The sequence below is a fragment of the Sphingomonas sp. 1F27F7B genome, from assembly GCF_005503355.1.
Lineage (GTDB): Bacteria > Pseudomonadota > Alphaproteobacteria > Sphingomonadales > Sphingomonadaceae > Sphingomonas.
The window spans coordinates 30114-49392 of record NZ_SCMK01000022.1 but is presented as its reverse complement, the minus strand read 5'-3'; the positions used below and the strand labels follow the sequence as shown (position 1 = coordinate 49392).

Genomic DNA, 19279 nt, shown 5'->3' with positions numbered 1-19279 from the left:
CTATCAATCGTCTTCAGCGACGTAGCGAACAGGATGGCTCGTCGCTATCTCAGCGATCGCCCCGACCAACGCCGCGTTGAGCGTGAGCATCGCGCGTTGTAGGTGAGGCAGGCTCACATAAAGTGCTGAACTAACGGGCGGCGTCGACCGCTTGGCGACAGGATCGTAGTTCTCACCGTACCGGAATGCGGTCGAGCCGGGATCGATTGAGGCGATCTCCTTCAACCGCGTCATGATCCACGATGGCACGGAGCCACCCGTTCGAGCGCGGACGGCCTCAGCGAGCGCATCGGCGAGCTCGGCCAGATCGTGGCCTCTTCGGCTCCCACCGACAATCTCTTTTAGTAACAGTTCAAGCGAATGTCGGTAGAGGAACAGCGCAGGATTAACCAACTTATAGTCTTCCCAATCACCGCGTTTGATCGACTCGAGAATGAGGTGCGCAGCATCGAAATACTGCTGAGCAAGCTCGGGTCGCTTGGGGAGGAATTCGTCGCCGATCATGAAGCCTTGGGGCCCGGTGAATGGGTCCTCTCGCTCGACCGCTTCCGTGGGCTCCTCAAATAGAGGGCGATTCATCGCCTCGTAAGTGAAGATTCGCTCCGTTTGTGGGTTAGGGATCGACATATAGGTATGACCGTCGCACCAAACTAGATCAATCTGCAACGCGTGATTTCGTAACCCATGGCCCGGCAAGCGCGTCCAATTTCTAATCGCGAGGACTCGCGCAGGCGCGCGAATTTGTGCGATATTCATAGCCTGATCGTCACCATCCAGATGGTTCCGGAGAAGATCGGCACCTCTTTCCCGAGCTGCGGCGCGGCCGGATCCACGCTTACTTGGAATATTTGGACTTGCTTGATCTGGCACCGATCCGAAAACTGAAGCGGGCTGCTTCAGCCGTCACGCGGGCCCAGATCGGCGCGGAAGGATAGGCCTTCTGATAGCAGAACAACCCGTTCTTCGCGTCCCAAGGCATCCAGCAACGCCTTGACCATCCCCGCTGCTTTTGGCGGCAAACGCGCAGTCTGAACTTCACCGTTGCCCCTGATCACGCGCAATTCGATCCCGTCACGCTCATCAAGCATGGGCAATGACGCGACCAACTGCCGATTCTGTCCAGCGAGTTGGACACGCTGGATGACTTCAACGCCCACGCTCTCCCTCCGATATTCCACGCGCTGTCGGTTCCGCATCATGCCGCCAAATGCTCCTCGGGAACCGGGGCATCGTCTCGCGCGCTGCTCATCATCTTAAGGAAACGAGCCAAAGTCGCCTTCCTGGCCCCACGGTCGAGCGCATAAGACGTTTGCTTGAACTCCACGCCGTCAAGGAGGCCTTCGATGTAACCGGAGATCGTATCGGCCGCCATGATCAACGCCGCGTCCAGCGTATGAATATATTTGCTGGTGACGGAGCCTCGCGAGTGACCGATCAACGCCGCGATCGTGGACTCCGTAAACCCCAGGTCGTTGGCTACACTCGCAAAACTATGTCGAAGGACATGCGGCGTGACATCCACCAGGGCCGTGTTCCGGAAAATCTTCTCCCAGTGATTGGGGAAACTGCCGAATGAGTTGTCCTCCTCGCCTCCTGGGAAGACGTAGGTCTTTGAAATCTTCGCGCTGCGCTCCTCGAGGTATTCCACGACAGGCAGGCCGATCGGTCGCACAGACGCTCCCTCCTTGCTGTCGGCGAGTCGCAAACAGCTTGCTTCGATATCGACTTCCTCCCAGCGGAGCACCAGCATCTCCGACCGGCGGCATCCTGTCAGCGCGAGCTGCCGGATGAGCTCCACCGTCATCCTGTACCTGTCGTTCTTCCCTGCTGCCCGGAGGATAGAGCCGAGCGTTTGATACTCGGCGTCGCTGAGACGACGGCTACGAATATTATCTTTTGGCCGTCGAACCCCGTGCGCAGGATTGGCTTCTATAATTCCTGCCTCGACGGCGTAGGTCAGTATGCCGCTGAGAAGTCCGACAGTACGTGAGGCTGCTCCCACACCGCCTCGCACGATGGACTTGCCCCGCAATTTTCCTGTCTTGAAACTGCCGTTGGTTTTACCGGCTATGACATCCTTCAACACCTTATTGATATCCGCCTTGGTGAGGTCTTTCACCCGCCGCGTCCCGACCAACGGAATGATGTGACGGCGGATTCGACCGACGTCGCTGACGATGGTTGTCGGCTTCTTCGGGCGTCCACCCTTGCCCATAATCAAGCCGGCGTTCAGGTCCTCGAGATAGCGCCCGCACAGCTCCTTGACCGTTATGGCTTTATGATTGAGTTGCCGCTGTTCAGACGGATCTTCGCCACGCGCGATCTTGCCGAAGAGAACCCTTGCCTCGTGGCGCGCAAGCTCGGGCGTCCAGAAGCCATGCAACCCGATGGTGAATCGGCGGGAGCGGCCGGCGAACCTATAATGAATGACATAGCTGCGCTTGCCGGATGGATATATCCGAAGATCGAGGCCAGGCAGTTCGGTGTCCCAGATGAAGTAATCCGTCTCCCGCGCCTTGGCGGAGTCCGCGTTACGTTTTGTGAGTTTTGGCATGTGTGGCGAGCGGCTTTCCCTTGGCGAACGCGCCAAGGAAGCGCCGGGAATGGGGAGCAACGAAGTGTCCCTTACCCAATCAGAATCGTTGGCGAGATTCGCATTTAGTGTCAGCGTTTTAGACGGGATCGCGCGATCGCACTAACCCCAGGAGCCTGACTACATCCCCTCCGAAGGTGGAGGCCACACGTTCGAATCGTGTCGGGTGCGCCACGCCCCTCAGGGCTGGCGCAATGGGTTAGAGCGAAGCTCCCCAGTGTCGGCTAGAGCCATTCCCGGCGGTGTTGCGACGGGATAGTGGCTGGTGCGTTGACCAGTGAAGGAGCCAGCGATGCCTTCACCCTTGTCTATCGATCTGCGCGAGCGCGTCGTGGCGGCCGTGGTAGAGGGCGCTTCGTTTCATCGGGCGGCGGCGCGGTTCGGGGTGAGCGTGTCGAGCGCCAGCCGCTGGTCGCAGCGGTTTGCGCAGCAGGGCAACGTCGTCCCCAAACCGACGCACAGCGACGACAGCTTGCCGGCGATCGAGGCGCATGCGGATCTGATCCTCTCCCTCGACGAGGCACGGCCCGAACTCTTCCTGCGCGAGTTGCGCGACGCCCTGGCCGAGCAGGGCGTGCAGACCAGCACGAGCGGACTGTCCCGCTTCTTCGCCCGCCACGGCATCACCCGCAAAAAGGGGCGCTGTACGCAGCTGAGCAGGAGCGGGCCGACGTGAAGGCGGCGCGTGAGGCGTGGTTCGCGGCTCAGCCCGACCTCGATCCCGACAAGCTCGTCTTCCTCGACGAGACGGCGGCCGCCACCAACATGGCCCGCCACTACGGCCGCGCCCCGCGCGGCGAGCGCTGCCGGCTGCTCGTACCGCAGGGCCATTATAAAATGACCACCGTCACCGCCGCTCTGCGCACCACCGGCCTGTGCGCCCTCGATCTCGCGGATGGCGCCACCAACGGCCAGCGCTTTCGCGACTACGTCGCCAACCGCCTCGTCCCGGTGCTGCGGCCCGGCGACACCGTGATCCTCGACAACCTGCAAGCTCACAAGGTCAGCGGCATCCGCGAGCGGGTCGAGTCGGTCGGCGCGCGGCTACTCTACCTTCCGCCCTACAGCCCCGAGTTCAACCCGATCGAACAGATCTTCGCCAAGCTGAAAGGGCTGCTGCAGACCGCAGCCGCCCGCACCGTGCCTGACCTATGGGACGCCATCCGGCGGGCCTTCAGCCGCTTCACCCCAGACGAGTGCCGTAACTGCCTCGCAGCCGCCGGCTACGACGACGACTTGGCCATCGCTACGTAAGCGGGAACGGCTCTAAGACGGAAAGATTTCAGGCAGGTTCGTAAGTCCGCGATCAGCGACTTTTTGCTGTCGTGTCTCGTGCCGGTTGGATCACCTTTACGACGCTCAGCGTGCGTTCGTGTCCATCGCGATCTGGCCAGAGTATTGAGTCACCTTCGCGCAAGCCAATGAGCCCGGCGCCGACAGGAGTGATTACGGAGATCCGGTTCGCAGCAATATCGGCCTCGGCAGGGTAGACAAGTTCGACGGTACGACGGGTGCTGGTTGCCTGATCGACAAACTCGACCGTCGAACGCATGGTAACGACGTCAGGAGGAATGTCCTCGGCGGTGTGAATCCTGGCGCGTTCGATCTCGGCCATCAACAGGCGGCTAACATCTGACTGGCGGGCGTGGGCACGCATTCCGAGATCGGACAGCGCATCGGCTTCGGTGTCGATCATATGAATGGGAGGGCGCGCGGCAGCTTTAACAAGGGTCATGACGAAGGCTCGTAGTGTGAGGGTTGCGAACGCTGGCGAGGCGTGGCGGATCGGGCTATGCCCTTACCCCGAACCCAGCACGCGAACGTCCGGACCCGGGGCTAACAGCCCGACATGAGCTGGCACCCGCGATTGCAGAATCGGACGTGAGCCTTCGACGCTTGCATAACCAGGCGACCATGGGCTGCGGCCCTAGCCCCGTCAATCGCCCCGCGAGCCTCAGAGCGATGTGTTACGTAACCCGGTGAACCCGATTTGGCTGAGAACGGCGAGCGCACGGCCTTAGCTGACCAGCATTCTGAGTGCCGCGGAGCTGATCAGCATCAGGAGCAACATCGCGAAGACGTGATCCCACATGCAGAGGCTCGTACGCGAAACTGGCTGTCGCGTGACCAGCGCCACCCCAACGAGAACGAGCGCGGATGCAGCAAACATTAAATGCACGAAGAACAGGAAAAGAAAGGGCGGCCGATGATCGAGCGCAAAGGTTGGTGCGCAGAGTAGGAGGATCAATCCGACTTGCCCGCAAAACGCGCGGAGGTGTAACCGCGAGCGGCTATCCTGCTCACGCAACAACCTCATCCACCGGAATCGCGTGACCGCTTCCCACATGGTCGGCGAGTGCCCTATCATTGCTCCAAGGCTCGCCGGTCACGGCCGCGCGAGGCCAATGCAACGAACGGTAGCTCGACCGACATCAGGATGGCGTATGATCGGGCCAAACCGCGCAAATATTGCGTTAGGGCAGATTAGCTTCGTCTAAGATCTCCGCTTTCAGTCTTTCTCGTCCTGAGATCCTTTAAGCCGACCTCGATCTCCAGCTACAGGTTCTTGTGGAGCCTCGGTTACCGACCGATCTTTGGCTTTGTTGATGAGCCGAGACTTAGAGAGCGTGTCGAGCTTCGCCATTATGCCTCGTGTGACTTGGCGTCGCCGTACGAACAACGCCACCAGCGACACGAGCAAAGCGAAGCGCGCGAGCATGAGGATCCAGTCGCCGACATCAGCGTGAAAGCTGTTCAACGCCATGGACGGCGACCAAGGAAGGAGCGCCCGCTTCGTTTCCCCGGGATCAGAACGTAGATGATCCCGAGCGCAAGAAACCAAAGCAAGGCGACCGCGCGCAACGGCGTCGCGGCCGCTGGTATATGATGAGCCGCCACGAGCAGGCCGATCAGGCCTGAGACGCCGATGATCTTAACGGCCGCGGAAAGAATGGTGAGGGGCGGCATCCTACAGCACCCTGGGCGAGGTCGGTGCAAAAGCCCTGATGAGCTGAAGGAAGCTCAGGCGGCGGCGCGCAGCATGGGTTGACGGGGCGATCACTCCACCGCTCCTTGACGGCCTTCGGCCTGGACATAGGCGAGCAGAACTGAGGCCTCTGGCGAGAGGGTCTCCGGCCGCCATATTGCGTAGACCGCAGCGTGAGGCTCCGGAGCGCTGATCGGTCGGTAGATGACGCCGGGATAATAAACGCCTAGTGCGCAAGAGCGTGTCAGCGCGATCCCGAACCCCAATCCTACGAGATGCATAAGAGTGTCGCGATGGACCTGGGTTGGAATGATCAACCGTGGCCGGCCTTCGAGTATTGTCGCTATTTCGTTCGCCGTGCGGATGACGCGCGTTTCATCGATCGCCATCAGAAACGTTTCGCATCTGAGTGCTTCGCGACGAAGGGCGTGGTGACCGGCGAGCCGATGACCCTCCGGCAAGGCCACTACGATCGTCTCGTTCCAGCAGTGCTCGGACACGATGGACGCTTTATTTACCCGCTCTTGTATGAAAGCGACGTTAATTGTTCCGCGCGCAACTTGATCGGCGATATCGTCGCCGTTACCCTCGACAAAACGTACATCTATTGCTGGTTCTGTTTTTTGAGCCGAGCGAGCACGTTTCGAAGTGGGCCATAGCTCAGGGAGGCGTCCAGTCCGATCCGAAGCGATGCCGATGTGCTGCCGCCGGTGAAATGACTGCAAGCGTCGCGCAGGCTATGTGAGAGCATCTTTTGAGGCCCACCGGAAGGGGCGGACAACTTGAGAAAGCGGCGACTTTTGCTTGGCTCAAACGTTGTAGGGCGTGTTCCAACTGGTCTATCCATACGTGGAATGCCTTCGGCTTTTTCGCTCGCGGGGACCGGCGGTCGGCGCTCCGGGCGAAGCAACAGGCGTGCTGCAATCAAGAGCGCGGCCAAGAAGATGATGAAGACGGACGCGCCAGACATTGGTCATTCCGTGAAACCGAGCGGACGGTCAATCGAAGCCGCGACGTTGATCGAAGTTCGCTTGCTCTCAGGTTGATCGCGGCTGCTCCAATCATTTTTGCGATTTTTTCAGGCGGAGCGTTCCTCCGATCCGCGGTCTTTTGTTGCTTTGCGCCTGTCCCGGCGGCTCGCCAGAAACAGCTTTACGCGGAGGTAGATGTTCAACCACAGCAACCCGCCGATGATGAGCAGAAGCATCAGGAGGCCTTCTGGATTCATCATTGTGCCTCATCGTGCTCCCCGCAGCAGAACATGGTTGCTGGCGCGCTGCGGGCGCGGAGACACCGATGATGGATTGGCGGGCGCCACGGTCCATCTCATTGCGTGCGAGGCCTCCTCGGAGGGAATGTGGAGAGGTGTCGCCGGGGAGCGCCTCGGTAGCTCGATCTGATCAAAGATGTGGCGACCGAGCACGAGCAAGGCGCTGCCCGCGCTCATGCCGACGAAGCCCAACGCCGCCAGAAGCATCTCAAAGGGCGTGGCTTCATGCAGCGGAAGCGCATGGACAAGTGCGTACAGGCGGCTCAACGCAAGTGCGGCAATGATCACGCCCAGCAAGCCCGCTAGTCGTAACCCTGCATTCCTTGCATCAGTTGCTGCGATTGGCATGCCGCCCTCCATGGTGGCGGCCATCCAACTAAAGGCACGATCATAAAGATTCGAGATCAGATTTTCGGGCTAGACGTAAAGATGGTGTATATATTCGCCTTACTTCCTAAGTCGGCAGCCATGAGGTATGCCGCGTCTTTGGCCTTAAGTAGTGTGGGCTATAGCCATCCAGTTTTTCGGAAGCGCCGGTATAGTGTCAGGCATATCACGGCGATGATCGACATAACCGCAGGGTAGCCATAGACGGAATGCAACTCGGGCATATGCTCGAAGTTCATCCCGTAAATGCCAGCCAAGGCAGTCGGCACGGCCAGGATCGCCGCCCATGCTGCCAGTTGGCGGGTGATGGCGCCAGTGCGTTGTTGCTCCATCAGATTGCTGAACTCGAAAACGGAAGTCAGCACCTCGCGGAGACCAGTGTTCATCGTCTCCACCCGCCGCACGTGATCCAGCACATCTCCGAAATAGTGGCGAGCCTCGGCATCGATGCAAGGATGGTTGGTCTGAGCTAACTTACGGGCCACCTCCTCCATGGGTATCAGGATGTGTCCAAAGCGAGTGAGCTGACGCCGAAGCGTGAATATTCGGGCGATCTCGGTTCGACCCAAGAAGGCGTCGAGGGTGTGCTGCTCCATAGCCGAGACTTCTTCCTCGAGCGACTCGACCAGTGGAATGTACCCGTCGACGATGAAATCCAGCACTGCGTGCAACACATAGTCCGTGCCTTGGCCGAGGAGATCTGGCGACTCTTCCAGGTGCTTGCGCAGCGGAAGGTGTGATCGGGTTGAGCCTTGCCGCACCGTGATGATGTGACTGTGACCGAGGAACACGGCGGTCTGTCCGTAGGCAATGACGCCGTCGTCCAGTTGCGCGGTGCGCGCGATCAGGAACAACTGATCGCCGTAGATATCGACCTTCGGCAACTGGCCGTCTTTGAGCGAGTCTTCTACCGCGAGTGGGTGAAGCTTGTAGAGGGCCTGTAACGCCATGACGTCCTCCGCGCATGGGTCCGACAAGCCTATCCAAACGAACTCGGAGCGATCCGTCGGGCAATCAACCCGTTCGCCGATGTCGACTTCGCGAACCCGACGACCGTCGCGGTAGAGATACGCTGCGATGACTGGCATCAGTCCTCTTTCTGTATGAGGAGGTGCGGCCCGAGCTTAGTCGCCTGACCTGCAGTCGTCATCGCGATGACCGGCGATTGTGTGCGGCTACAGCGCTTGTGACGTCGGGCTGATTGGCTCGCCGTGGTTCTAAGCGGCGCAGACATTGCGGTCGATGCCGGCTTGGGGAGCACCTCTGGTCGGGGCTTGACCTCGCTCTCGGCGGCCGGCGGTAAAATCATGTTCGACAGATTGGATGACTCGCCTCGACGTCTCGCGCAGCCAACTCGCGGCGCGTTGCATATCGCGCGGCGAGATCGAGATGAAGTCTCTTGACCGCTACATCTGAAGCGTTGGCTGCTAGAGCGGAATCCGTTCAGACTGCATCGTAGCCGGCTGCGGCGAAGTAGTTTGCGCACTCGATGGGCGTGAAGGCGTCGAGGAGGGTGCCGATCCTGTCCCAGAGAGCGCCAACCGTCCGCTCGGCGGCCTTGCGCAGCAGCGCCTTGAGCTTGGCGAAGGCGTTCTCGATCGGGTTGAAGTCGGGCGAGTAGGGTGGGAGGTAGCGGAGGCTCGCACCGGCTGCCTCGATCATCTGGCGCACCTTCGGCCCTTTGTGGCTCGACAGGTTGTCCAGGATGACGATGTCGCCCGGCCGCAGATCCGGAACGAGCACACGGGCCACGTAAGTCTCGAAACTGTGCCGGTTGATCGGGCCGTCGAGGACGAAGGGCGCTACGATCCCGTCCTGCCGCAGGCCCGCCACGAAGGTGGTCGTTTTCCAATGGCCGTGGGGAACGGCGGCCCGCAGGCGCTGCCCTCGGGGTGCCCGGCCGCGCGTGCGAGCCATGTTGGTGGACGCCCAGGTCTCGTCAATGAACAGGAGCCGGGCAGGATCGAGGTCGAGCTGACCTTCAAACCAGGCTTCCCGTCGCCTCAGGACGTCCGGCCGGTCCTGCTCCGCGGCATGCGCCGTCTTTTTTTCACCGTGATCCCGTGACGGGCGAAGAAGCGCCACAGCCCGCCGTAGCCAATCGCGACCCCGCACCCTGCGAGCGCCGCCCGTAGTTCCTGGAGCGTGATGTCCCGCTCCGCCTCGTAAAGCGCCAGGATCAGCTCGCCGTGTGCCTCAACCGCATGCGAGCGCTGGTCCCCGCCCATCTGCCTCGGGCGCGCGTCGCCCTGCTCGCGTTCCAGCGCCCGCCAACGGCTGACGCTCGCCGCACTAACCCCGAACCGCTCACCCGCCTGGCGATGGCTCAGCCCCGACGCGACCGCGGCCAGAACACGGACCCGGAGATCAAGCGAGAGAGGTGTCGACATGCCCACCGGCCTCCTCCCGGCAGACAGTCTGAATCACGCTTCGACATGAGAAGGAATCCCAAACCGATTCACACCGCTCGGATCACGCTCTAACTCCAGTTCCTGTGCCGCCCGGCGGGCGAAATATGCTTCGTCCGATACCGGATCGACGCTCCTCGCGTTGGTGCTCCGGACCGAGGAAGCAGTCTCCGATGGGCTGGCGGGGACGGGCTCTTCTTCAGCCGCCATGGCGACGCAGCCAGGCCCGTGCAGCCTCTTCGTCGCCAGCGGCGAAATGACGGGCTTCCATCTTGAGCAGCGGATCGAAGAGGTTGGTGAGGCGACTTATCCAGTCGGGCCCGCCGACGAGCGCATATCGCTCGATATGGCGTAACAGCCCGATCTTCAGTTCGAGCAGCCTCGTATCAACGAGCAGCGACGGCTCGAAGCCGTCATAGTGACGGACGATGCCGAGGAGGCGGCGACCGCCCCCGCCGCTGAACGCGGCCGAAAGCCTCTCGGCGAGATTGCGCGCATCCGCGCTGGTGATGCGCCCGTCGATCTCGAAGGTGAAAATATCGGAATCACCGTTCTCTAAGACCCGCAGGCTTTCAGGATGCGCGCAATCGACGTCACCGCGAACCCAGGCGAGGGCGTGCTCCCGACGATCGGGCGTATAGGACTGATACCTGACATAGGGCAGCAAGGCGTTTTCGATCCGGGCGGCGTTACGGATCCAAGCCTGGTCGCTGACGATGGCGATCCGTCCGAATTGTCTGAGCCGTGCCAAGTAGCGGAACGCATTGCCAAGATCGCTACGCCACGCCTCCGAGGACATGCCCTTGAAGTTGCGGACTTCCGCGAAGACATGGACGGTGTCGCCGCGCTCAAGCGCCGTATCAAGCTGCCGCATGGCGGTTTCGACGTCAGCTTTCTCGATACGGCCGTCGGTGGCCAACTCGATGACAGTTTCATTCTGATTTTCGGCCATGATCTGGTCCTTGCGGATTGTCGGATTGATCCGGTTGTTCAGGGTCAGCTATGACGTGCCTCGGCGGCCTCCAGGCCGGACAAGCGATATCCGACCTGCAATTCCGTCAGGAGGTGCTGGGGCTGCGACGGCTCCTCTTCGAGCTTTTGCCTGAGCTGCGCCATGTAGATGCGGAGGTAATGGGCGCGTTCCGAGTATCCGGGACCCCACACCTCCATAAGCAGTTGGCGGTGGGTTAGCACCTTGCCGTGGCCACGGACCAACGCCGTCAGAAGTCGAAACTCGTTGGGCGTGAGATGGACGGGTATGCCCGCGCGCGCAACTTCGTGCGTGGCAAGATTGATGGTGACCGACCCGAACTTGGCTACGGGCGACGCTGCGCCGCCGTTCGATACGGTGCCGGCGCGCCGCAGTTGTGCCCGCACTCGCGCCAGGAGTTCGGGCACGCCAAACGGCTTGACCAGATAGTCGTCGGCGCCGGCGTCAAGCGCCTCCACCTTTTCGGTTTCCTGCTCGCGCGCGGAGAGTACGAGAACGGGCGCTGACATCCAGCCGCGCACTTCCCGGATCAGCGTCTTGCCGTCGCCGTCGGGTAGTCCGAGATCGACGATCATCAGGTCGGGCTTGCGACTGCCCGCATTCAGCCGCGCCTCTTCGGCCGTCGCCGTCTCGAAGACATTCATGCCCTCTTTTTCCAGCGCCATGCGGATAAAGCGCCGAATATCGGCTTCGTCTTCAACGATCAGAATGCGCGGCTTGATCATGGATCGGTTCACTTTCGATCGCAGGCGGCGTCCCAAGCGGCAGTCGTATCTCGAACGCGGCTCCGTTTGGTTTGCGCTGTTCGGCTCGGATGCTTCCGCCGTGAGCCGTGATGATACTGCGGCAGAGCGCGAGCCCCAATCCAACGCCGGCGACCGACGACTCCTTCTGCCCACGCGCGAACGGCTCGAAGAGCATTTCCGGATCCCGCACGGGGAGCCCGGGGCCATTATCTTCAACGATAAGATACATGGTGTCCGCCGTAGCACCGGCCCGAACGTTTATCGTGCTATCGCGCGGGGTATACTTGGCGGCGTTGTCGAACAGATTGATCAGAACGCGCTCGATGAGCGTGGCATCGGCCTCTATGAGCGGAAGATCCGCCGGCAGATTGGTGCGAACCTTGCGAGGTTCGAGGATCGCGCGCGATTGTAACACGGCGCTGCCGACGATCTCGCTCAAGGAATTCCATTCCTTGTTGAGCCGCACGCCTTCGCTTTGCATGCGTGCCAGGTCGAGCAGGTTGGCAACGAGGCGCTTGAGCTCGTCAGCCTGAACCCGGATCGAGCGCGCCAGGTCACTGCGATCTTCGACTGGAAGCTATTTGCGATGCTCGAGCGTCTCGGCCAGGCCGCGGATCGCGGTCAGCGGCGTCTTGAGGTCGTGCGATACGGCCGACAGCAGCGCGTTGCGGAGCTTCTCACCCTCCATCCGGACCAGGGTTTCCTGTGCGACTTCCATGAAGTGGATGCGCTCGAGCGTGAGGCCAATGGTCGAGCAGCAGGCATCAAGCAGACGGCGATCGTCCGGATCGTCGGGCAGCGGCGCGCCGACCGGCACGACCGCCAGCACTCCGCGCATGGCCATCGACGCTTTCAGGGGAAGGTACAGGGCGTGGGCGGCGCTCAAGGTCTGAGTGCCAAGGCCCGCTTGCTGTCCATGATCGAAAGCCCATTGTGCGGTCGATGTATCGACAAGGCCGGGGTCCTCGGTAGGCATCAAGCGCTCGTTCTTGTCGGGAACCAGGAGGATGATCCGCGCTTCGAACAGTGGTGTCAGCGCTTCCCGGCAAATTGCGACAACTTGGTCTATCTTGATCGCGCTTGAGAGGTCGCGGGCGATCCTGGCCAAGGCCGACGCCCTTCGTTCTCCGGCGCGGGCTACACGAGCTTCCGATCGGAGCCGCGCCGCGAGTTGGCTGATCACGACTGCGACTACCATCATAAGCGCGAAAGTGAATATGTATTGCGTGTCGGTGACCGCGAACGAGAGCTTCGGCTCGACGAAGAAGAAGTCAAAGCAGCCTACCGAAAGCAGGGACGCCCACGCCCCAGCGAGGCGGCCGAGTCGCAAGGCGATGAACACGGTCGTCACCAGGAAAAGCATGACGACATTGGAAAGATCGAAAAAGCCTACGAGCTGGGAGGCGAGGAAGGTCGCCGCGCCGCATGCGAGCGTGGCGATGCCAAGCGCCGCGATCTGCGTCTGCGGCTCCTCCGGTATCCAACGAACTCGGCGGGTCGCCCGGACTTCGTCAACGCTCAGCAGCAGGAGCCCAATTTCCGGATTGGCGCGGGCAAGCCGTTCCTGCAATCGGCGTTTGAACGTAAATATGCGTCGGCGAGCTGTGTTTCCGATGATTAGCTTGGTGGCGTTGCGCTTTCGAGCATAGTCGAGGATCGCCTCGGTAATGTCTTGGCCAGGGACATTTGCAAATTCCGCGCCGGCTGATTGGGCCGTCTTCGCGATGACGAGCAGCGCCTCGCGGGATCGCGCGTCATTATTTTGATAGGGCTGATCGACGTGGACGACGATCCATTTGGCCTGAAGCCGCTGGGCGAGGCGCCCGGCTTCACGGACGAGCTTTTCCTGGGACCGATCCGCGCTGACGCAGACCATGAGCAATTCCTGCGTCGGCCAGACCGTCTTGATCGCGTGCGAGACGCGGTAGGTCCGGACATCGGCGTTGACCCGGTCGGCGACGCGGCGGAGCGCAAGCTCGCGTAGCGCGATCAGATTGCCGCGGCGGAAGAAGTTCTGACGCGCGCGCTCGATTGACACGGGCAAGTAGACCTTGCCGGCGTTCATGCGGGCGAGCAGATCGTCCGGCGGCAGGTCGACCAGCACGACATCGGTCGCGGAATCGAAAATGCGATCGGGAACGGTTTCACGGACGCGAATGCCGATAATGCCGCCGACGATGTCGTTGAGGCTGTCGAGGTGCTGTACGTTGAGCGCGGTGTAGACATCGACGCCGGCGTCGAGCAGCTCTTCGACATCTTGCCACCGCTTGGCATGGCGGCTGCCGGCGACGTTCGTGTGGGCAAGCTCGTCGACCACCAGCAGCTTGTAGTCGGACGCCAGGGCGCCATCGAGATCGAACTCGGTGACAGGCCTGCCATTACCCGGCAACGTCTTGCGCGGGAGAATGGCAAAGCCGTCGATCAGCGCCTCGGTTTCCTTGCGGCCGTGCGTCTCGACGATGCCGATCCCGACCCGCACGCCCTCATCCTGAGCCTGCCGCGCCGCTTGAAGCATCGCAAAGGTCTTCCCCACCCCAGCGCAGGCCCCGAAGAAAATCTTGAGTTGTCCGCGTTTGGAGTGCTCTGCGTTACCTCTTACGGCCTCCAGAAGAGCGTCCGGATCAGGTCGCTGATCGTTCATCGTCTACTGCCTCACGCCAGTGCCGCACGCCGTTCGTCTAAAAGAACGGCGTGAGCACGAGGTCGATGAGCTTTATACCTATAAATGGCACGATAATCCCGCCTAATCCGTAGATGAGCAGGTTGCGACCGAGAAGCCGCGCCGCCGGTTCGGCGCGATACTTCACCCCGCGTAGGGCGAGCGGGATTAGCACGACGATGATCAGCGCGTTGAAGATGACCGCAGAGAGAATCGCCGAGGCTGGGCTGTGCAGTCCCATCACGTTGAGCGCGGCGAGCGGCGGATAGGTCGCGACGAAGGCGGCGGGAATGATCGCGAAATACTTGGCCAGGTCGTTTGCGACGCTAAAGGTCGTGAGCGCGCCGCGCGTCATGATCATCTGCTTGCCGACTTCGACGACGCGCAGCAGCTTGGTTGGGTTGCTGTCGAGATCGACCATATTGCCGGCTTCCTTGGCCGCCTGCGTACCGCTGTTCATCGCGACGGCGACATCGGCTTGGGCGAGCGCGGGCGCGTCGTTGGTGCCGTCGCCGGTCATCGCGACGAGCCGTCCCTCAGCCTGGTACTGACGAATAAGCCGGAGCTTGTCCTCCGGCGTCGCCTCAGCCAAGTAATCGTCGACGCCGGCTTCGGCCGCGATGGTCGCTGCCGTCAACTGGTTGTCGCCGGTGATCATCACGGTCTTGATGCCCATCGCGCGAAGCTCGGCGAAGCGCTCCTTGATCCCGCCTTTGATGATGTCCTTGAGCTCGATCACGCCCAGGACATTGGTTCCGTCGCTAACGACGAGCGGTGTGCTGCCGCGGCGAGAAACTTCTTCGACGGTCGTGGTCACTTCCTTGGGGAAGACACCGCCCATCGCCTCGACATGGGCGCGGATCGCACTGGCCGCACCTTTCCGGATCTGGCGGCCGTCGATGTTGATGCCGCTCATTCGGGTTTGCGCGGTGAAACCGATTGTCTCCGCGCCCTGAAGCTCGCGGCCGCGGATGCCGAAAGCGTTTTTGGCCAGGATCACGATAGAGCGCCCTTCGGGCGTCTCGTCGGCAAGGGATGCGAGCTGCGCCGCGTCGGCCAGCGCGGGCTCTTTGATGCCGGGCGCGGGATGAAACTTCGTCGCCTCGCGATTGCCGAGCGTGATCGTGCCGGTCTTGTCGAGGAGGAGGACGTCGACATCACCCGCCGCCTCGATCGCGCGGCCAGAGGTGGCCAGCACATTGGCCTTCATCATCCGGCTCATACCGGCGATGCCCACGGCTGAGAGCAGTGCTCCGATCGTCGTCGGGATGAGGCAAACGAGAAGCGCAATGAGCACCGTGATCGTCACCACCGTGCCCGAGCCGTTGATGATCGTGCTGAAGCTAGAGAACGGCAGGAGGGTGACGCAGACGAGCAGGAAGATGATCGTGAGTGCCACCAATAGGATCGTCAGTGCGATCTCGTTGGGTGTCTTGCCACGCTTAGCGCCTTCGACCATCGCGATCATGCGATCGAGGAAGGCCTCGCCCGGCTTGGCAGTGACCTCGACAACAATCCAGTCCGAAAGCACGCGTGTGCCGCCCGTCACGGATGCGAAGTCGCCGCCTGCCTCGCGGATTACGGGGGCGGACTCGCCGGTGATTGCGGACTCATCCACCGAAGCTGCGCCTTGCAGCACTTCGCCGTCGGCCGGGATGATCTCGCCGGCCTCGACAAGCACGTATGCTCCCACACCCAATTCGTCGCTCGCCTGAGGCCAGGATTCGGCGTCACGTCGCGGCTCCTTGAGCATCCGAGCGAGAACGCGCTGGCGGGTGGCGCGCAGCGCATCGGCCTGCGCCTTGCCGCGCCCTTCCGCCATGGCCTCGGCAGCGTTGGCGAAAAGGACCGTGAACCAAAGCCATGCGGCGATCGCGAAGATGAAGGGAGCGGACGCCTCGCCCTTGCCGGTCACGGCCTGAATGAAAAGCAAAGTTGTGACGATGCTGCCGAGAAACACGACGAACATCACCGGGTTCTTGATCTGAACGCGCGGTGACAGCTTCTTGAAGGCTTCCGCGGCCACTGATGCCCACGGCACTTGCTTGACGTTTCCGCCGAGGACGGCGGCGCTCTGCGCCGTAGGAGTCTCTAGATCGGACATGATGCCACCTCGGTTTTATTGGGCAGCCGGACGGGCCGGCGCGGCAGCCGCGTCGAGCGCGAGATTGAGTGCAAGGACATTGACGCGTGGGTCGCCGAACAGACCGAACTGCGGTCGATCTACATTCTCATTGATCAGCGCCAGGACGCGGTCCACCGCCACCCCTCGGGCGCGAGCGACCCGCTGCGCCTGGATGTTGGCGTTGGCGATCGAGATATGCGGGTCGAGACCTGAGCCGGACGCGGTCACCGCGTCGACCGGAACGGCGGCGTTGGCCGCCAGTCCGTTCTCCTGACGGTAGGCGATGGCGCGCTCTTCGACCGCGGTGAGGAGCTTCTTGCTGAGGACACCCTGGTTGCTCGCGGCGCTGGCTCCAGCGTTATACGGCTGGTCGACCGTCTTGGAGGGGTCCTGCGGGTCGGGACCCGACGTGGCGCTTGGCCGACTATGGAAATATTCCGGGCGGGCGAAATATTGTCCGATCTGGCGAGACCCGATGGCCTGCCCGTTTCTCTCGATCAGGCTTCCCTGAGCCTGGCTCGGGAAGAGCAGATTGGCGACGCCGGTTGTCGCCAGCGGATAGGCCAGACCTGTCACCACCATGAATAGCAGGGCTGAAACGAGCACCGGCCGGGCGATGCCCTTGAAGGCGGAGGTGGCAGAGAGGTCGGCGGATGTCGATTGATCGTTGTGCATGGCGATGTCCTCAGAATGTCGTGCCAGACAGCATCAGCAGATGCTCGACGATCGGGCCGAGCGCGAGCGCGGGGAGGAAGGTCAGACCCCCGACCACCAACACCACGAACACGAGAAGCCCTGTGAACAGCGGCGTTGCGGTCGAGAGCGTCCCTGGGCCAGCCGGCACCGTCGTCTTCGCCGCCATCACGCCCGCGACCGCCAGCATCGGCAGCAAGGTCAGATAGCGCCCGACCAGCATCGCGAGCCCAATGGTTGTGTTGAAGAAGGGCGTGTTGGCGTTGAAGCCGGCGAAGGCCGAACCGTTGTTGGCGGTGCCCGAGGTATAGGCGTAGAGCACTTCGCTGAAACCGTGGGGCCCCATGTTGGCCAGACTGTCGACGGTGGAGGGCATGACGCATGCGAGCGCCGTGAAACCGAGGATGCTGAAGGCATGGGCCAGAACAGCCAGCATCACGAACTTCATCTCGCGCGCCTCGACCTTCTTGCCGAGGAATTCGGGCGTTCGCCCGATCATCATGCCGACCAGGAAGACGGTCAGAATTGCATAGGTGACGAGATTGATGAGGCCGACGCCATCGCCGCCGAACACGTTGTTGAGCATCATCTGGGCGATCGGGACGAGGCCGCCAAGCGGCGTCAGCGAGGCGTGCATCGAGTCGACCGATCCCGTCGTCGCCGCCGTCGTGGTGGTCACGAACAGGCTGGTCTGCGCGATGCCGAAGCGAAGTTCCTTACCCTCCATGTTGCCGCCGCCGAGCGTTGCGGTCTGCGCCTGATCAATTCCCAGCGGCGAGAGCATCGGATTGCCCGCATGCTCGGCGCCGTAGACCAGCGCTAGGAAACCGAGGAACATGACGAAGAAGGCGGCGAAGAACGACCAACCCTGCTTGCGGTTGGCGATCATCGATCCGAAGACGTAGGTCAGGGCCGACGGGATCAACAACATGCTCAGGATGTGCAGCGTGTTGGTGAGCGGTGTCGGGTTTTCAAACGGATGCGCGGCGTTCATGCCGAAGAAGCCACCGCCGTTGGTGCCGATGTGCTTGATGGTCTCGAGACTGGCCACCGGCCCGATGATGAGTTGCTGGCGAGCGCCTTCGAGCGTCGTGACCACCGTGTCGGCCGTCAGCGTCTGCGGCATGCCCTGCCACACATAGATGAGCGCAAGGACGAAGCAGAACGGGAGCAGCAGGCGGTAGGTGACGCGCGTGAAGTCGACCCAATAATTGCCGATGTCGCCGGCGCTCTTGCGGCTAAGGCCCCGGATGAAGCCGCCCGCGGCGGCAACGCCGGTCGCGGCGCTGACGGTCATCAGGAAGGTGATGACCGCCATCTGCGACAGGTTCGAGAGGCTCGTTTCGCCAGAATAGGCCTGCCAGTTGGTATTGGTGATGAACGAGGCGACGGTGTTGAACGCGAGGTCGGGTGTCTGCGAAGAGCGACCGAGCGAATCGCCGGGCAGAAGTTGCTGGATACGCAAAATCAGGTAGCCGAGCAGCATCATGGCGGCGTTGCTGAGGAGCAGCACCGCGCCATAGCGTTTCCAAGACATCGGCTCGGCGGGATCGACTCCCAGCAACCGGTAGGTGCCGCGCTCGATAATATTGTGTCCAGGCGCGGTGAAGATGCGCTTGAGCCACGGGCCAGTCACAAAGACGAGGCCCGTCATGATCGCCAGAACGACGATGAATTGATTCAGATCGTATCCCATCAGAGCCCCCTCAAATTCGATCGAGGGCCACGATGAACCCTGCTGTGATTGCGAAGAATCCGAGCGTTACCGCTACGAAGATGAGGTCGCCCATATTTGCCACCTGCCGGTTAGAATGGATCGTTGATGCTCAGAAGCGCTCAGGCTTCATGAGGGCGTAGAAAAGGTAGATGAAGAGGCCGACCGCGCAGGCGCCGGCCAGACCAATCATGAGGGTTTCGGTCACGAGGATTCTCCAAACAGCGCGACGACGCCGAAAGATCGTCTCTGCGTGCGCGAGCGCGGACGCACGCGGCTCAGTAGACGCGCAGATCTCGGCTTCTCGGCCAGAAAGTTGCTGAGCATTTTGGCTGCAGCTCCAGTTTAGTGTCAGTCTGCGGGACGCCTTTAAGACGTTGCACGTAAAGGCGGCGCTGAGTTTTTACGCCGGTGTATAAGGATGGCGTAAGGAAGCATGTCACAGCTACCGCCTGCGACGCTTCTTGGCCGGTCATGAATAGATGAATGCGAGTGAAGTAGAGTAGGCTTTCGAACTGGCGAATGAGGGCTGCGTCTTACGCGGTCTTTGCGGTCGCCCCCGAAACTCTACGCGATCCTTATGTCACGCGGGGTAAGCAGCTTCCTATAGCATCGCGTTCGACTCGACGCGTTCCAATCACAGGTAACGCCGAGATGCGCTGTAGCTTCCATCCCCGCCAACATCGCTGCACAGCTCGGCCCCTCCG

19 protein-coding genes are annotated in these 19279 nt (G+C 61.6%); 1 reads left to right on the top strand and 18 read right to left on the bottom strand.

The features are described from left to right. Positions 1-3 precede the first annotated feature (3 nt). The 3 genes from FFS08_RS18120 to FFS08_RS18110 all read right to left on the bottom strand — a co-directional run bounded on the left by FFS08_RS18120 (position 4) and on the right by FFS08_RS18110 (position 2554). The gene (locus tag FFS08_RS18120; protein WP_137863674.1) at positions 4-756 is read right to left on the bottom strand and encodes a hypothetical protein; all 753 of its coding nucleotides are present in this window, start codon (positions 754-756) and stop codon (positions 4-6) included. A gap of 140 nt (positions 757-896) precedes the next feature. Further along, on the bottom strand, positions 897-1157 hold the full coding sequence (locus FFS08_RS18115; protein WP_137863675.1) for a hypothetical protein: 261 nt from the start codon (positions 1155-1157) through the stop codon (positions 897-899). 38 nt (positions 1158-1195) lie between these two features. Continuing rightward, complete coding sequence (locus FFS08_RS18110; protein WP_137863676.1) at positions 1196-2554, bottom strand: tyrosine-type recombinase/integrase; 1359 nt, start codon at positions 2552-2554, stop codon at positions 1196-1198. A gap of 331 nt (positions 2555-2885) precedes the next feature. Here FFS08_RS18110 and FFS08_RS18105 point away from each other — a divergent pair. Then, positions 2886-3847 (top strand): IS630 family transposase gene (locus FFS08_RS18105; RefSeq protein WP_111467793.1). Its coding sequence is split into 2 segments (ribosomal slippage): positions 2886-3237 and positions 3237-3847, totalling 963 coding nucleotides; the frame shifts between segments, so codons are not numbered across the junction. 52 nt (positions 3848-3899) lie between these two features. Here the strand turns inward: FFS08_RS18105 and rnk are convergent. From rnk to kdpF, 15 genes are all read right to left on the bottom strand, one after another. After that, positions 3900-4328: a nucleoside diphosphate kinase regulator gene (rnk, locus tag FFS08_RS18100; protein ID WP_111467794.1), complete on the bottom strand. Its 429-nt coding sequence runs from the start codon at positions 4326-4328 to the stop codon at positions 3900-3902. A gap of 1019 nt (positions 4329-5347) precedes the next feature. Continuing rightward, positions 5348-5560, bottom strand: coding sequence for a hypothetical protein (locus FFS08_RS18095; RefSeq protein ID WP_128079975.1), 213 nt, complete (start codon positions 5558-5560; stop codon positions 5348-5350). Positions 5561-5650: 90 nt separating this feature from the next. Next, positions 5651-6304 (bottom strand): LysR family substrate-binding domain-containing protein, encoded by a 654-nt coding sequence (locus FFS08_RS24345; RefSeq protein WP_137863677.1) that lies wholly within the window; start codon positions 6302-6304, stop codon positions 5651-5653. 353 nt (positions 6305-6657) lie between these two features. After that, entirely contained in the window at positions 6658-6786 is a 129-nt protein-coding gene (locus FFS08_RS24250; protein WP_275298328.1) for a hypothetical protein, read from the bottom strand. Positions 6787-6816: 30 nt separating this feature from the next. Next, positions 6817-7197, bottom strand: a complete 381-nt coding sequence (locus FFS08_RS18085) for a hypothetical protein (RefSeq protein ID WP_137863678.1) — start codon at positions 7195-7197, stop codon at positions 6817-6819. 158 nt (positions 7198-7355) lie between these two features. Continuing rightward, complete coding sequence (locus tag FFS08_RS18080) at positions 7356-8324, bottom strand: magnesium and cobalt transport protein CorA (RefSeq protein WP_111467797.1); 969 nt, start codon at positions 8322-8324, stop codon at positions 7356-7358. A 355-nt stretch (positions 8325-8679) separates the two neighbouring features. Further along, positions 8680-9626 (bottom strand): IS630 family transposase gene (locus tag FFS08_RS18075; RefSeq protein WP_137863679.1). Its coding sequence is split into 2 segments (ribosomal slippage): positions 8680-9290 and positions 9290-9626, totalling 948 coding nucleotides; the frame shifts between segments, so codons are not numbered across the junction. Between the two features lie 217 nt (positions 9627-9843). Next, positions 9844-10596, bottom strand: coding sequence for a SpoIIAA family protein (locus tag FFS08_RS18070; RefSeq protein ID WP_111467798.1), 753 nt, complete (start codon positions 10594-10596; stop codon positions 9844-9846). A gap of 44 nt (positions 10597-10640) precedes the next feature. Beyond that, positions 10641-11360, bottom strand: coding sequence for a response regulator (locus FFS08_RS18065; RefSeq protein WP_099957415.1), 720 nt, complete (start codon positions 11358-11360; stop codon positions 10641-10643). Beyond that, positions 11332-11820 carry an ATP-binding protein gene (locus FFS08_RS23860; protein ID WP_212742036.1) on the bottom strand — a complete coding sequence of 163 codons (489 nt, stop codon included), beginning with the start codon at positions 11818-11820 and terminating at the stop codon, positions 11332-11334. The genes FFS08_RS18065 and FFS08_RS23860 overlap by 29 nt, the downstream gene beginning before the upstream one ends. Before the next feature lie 138 nt (positions 11821-11958). Continuing rightward, positions 11959-14022, bottom strand: coding sequence for a DUF4118 domain-containing protein (locus FFS08_RS18060; protein WP_212742035.1), 2064 nt, complete (start codon positions 14020-14022; stop codon positions 11959-11961). Positions 14023-14059: 37 nt separating this feature from the next. Next, positions 14060-16144, bottom strand: a complete 2085-nt coding sequence (gene kdpB / locus FFS08_RS18055) for a potassium-transporting ATPase subunit KdpB (RefSeq protein ID WP_099957417.1) — start codon at positions 16142-16144, stop codon at positions 14060-14062. 15 nt (positions 16145-16159) lie between these two features. Further along, positions 16160-16840: a potassium-transporting ATPase subunit KdpC gene (gene kdpC / locus FFS08_RS18050; RefSeq protein ID WP_099957418.1), complete on the bottom strand. Its 681-nt coding sequence runs from the start codon at positions 16838-16840 to the stop codon at positions 16160-16162. Between the two features lie 10 nt (positions 16841-16850). After that, positions 16851-18554 (bottom strand): potassium-transporting ATPase subunit KdpA, encoded by a 1704-nt coding sequence (gene kdpA, locus FFS08_RS18045; RefSeq protein ID WP_111467801.1) that lies wholly within the window; start codon positions 18552-18554, stop codon positions 16851-16853. Positions 18555-18684: 130 nt separating this feature from the next. Further along, complete coding sequence (gene kdpF, locus FFS08_RS18040; protein WP_206289431.1) at positions 18685-18780, bottom strand: K(+)-transporting ATPase subunit F; 96 nt, start codon at positions 18778-18780, stop codon at positions 18685-18687. Positions 18781-19279: the final 499 nt, after the last annotated feature.

What these genes read in the sequence shown, in the direction of transcription:
- FFS08_RS18120 (WP_137863674.1), bottom strand. Translation starts at nt 756, where the DNA reads ATGAATATCGCACAAATTCGCGCGCCTGCGCGAGTCCTCGCGATTAGA.
- FFS08_RS18110 (WP_137863676.1), bottom strand. Translation starts at nt 2,554, where the DNA reads ATGCCAAAACTCACAAAACGTAACGCGGACTCCGCCAAGGCGCGGGAG.
- rnk (WP_111467794.1), bottom strand. Translation starts at nt 4,328, where the DNA reads ATGACCCTTGTTAAAGCTGCCGCGCGCCCTCCCATTCATATGATCGAC.
- FFS08_RS18095 (WP_128079975.1), bottom strand. Translation starts at nt 5,560, where the DNA reads ATGCCGCCCCTCACCATTCTTTCCGCGGCCGTTAAGATCATCGGCGTC.
- FFS08_RS24250 (WP_275298328.1), bottom strand. Translation starts at nt 6,786, where the DNA reads ATGCTTCTGCTCATCATCGGCGGGTTGCTGTGGTTGAACATCTACCTC.
- FFS08_RS18085 (WP_137863678.1), bottom strand. Translation starts at nt 7,197, where the DNA reads ATGCCAATCGCAGCAACTGATGCAAGGAATGCAGGGTTACGACTAGCG.
- FFS08_RS18080 (WP_111467797.1), bottom strand. Translation starts at nt 8,324, where the DNA reads ATGCCAGTCATCGCAGCGTATCTCTACCGCGACGGTCGTCGGGTTCGC.
- FFS08_RS18070 (WP_111467798.1), bottom strand. Translation starts at nt 10,596, where the DNA reads ATGGCCGAAAATCAGAATGAAACTGTCATCGAGTTGGCCACCGACGGC.
- FFS08_RS18065 (WP_099957415.1), bottom strand. Translation starts at nt 11,360, where the DNA reads ATGATCAAGCCGCGCATTCTGATCGTTGAAGACGAAGCCGATATTCGG.
- FFS08_RS18060 (WP_212742035.1), bottom strand. Translation starts at nt 14,022, where the DNA reads ATGAACGATCAGCGACCTGATCCGGACGCTCTTCTGGAGGCCGTAAGA.
- kdpB (WP_099957417.1), bottom strand. Translation starts at nt 16,144, where the DNA reads ATGTCCGATCTAGAGACTCCTACGGCGCAGAGCGCCGCCGTCCTCGGC.
- kdpC (WP_099957418.1), bottom strand. Translation starts at nt 16,840, where the DNA reads ATGCACAACGATCAATCGACATCCGCCGACCTCTCTGCCACCTCCGCC.
- kdpA (WP_111467801.1), bottom strand. Translation starts at nt 18,554, where the DNA reads ATGGGATACGATCTGAATCAATTCATCGTCGTTCTGGCGATCATGACG.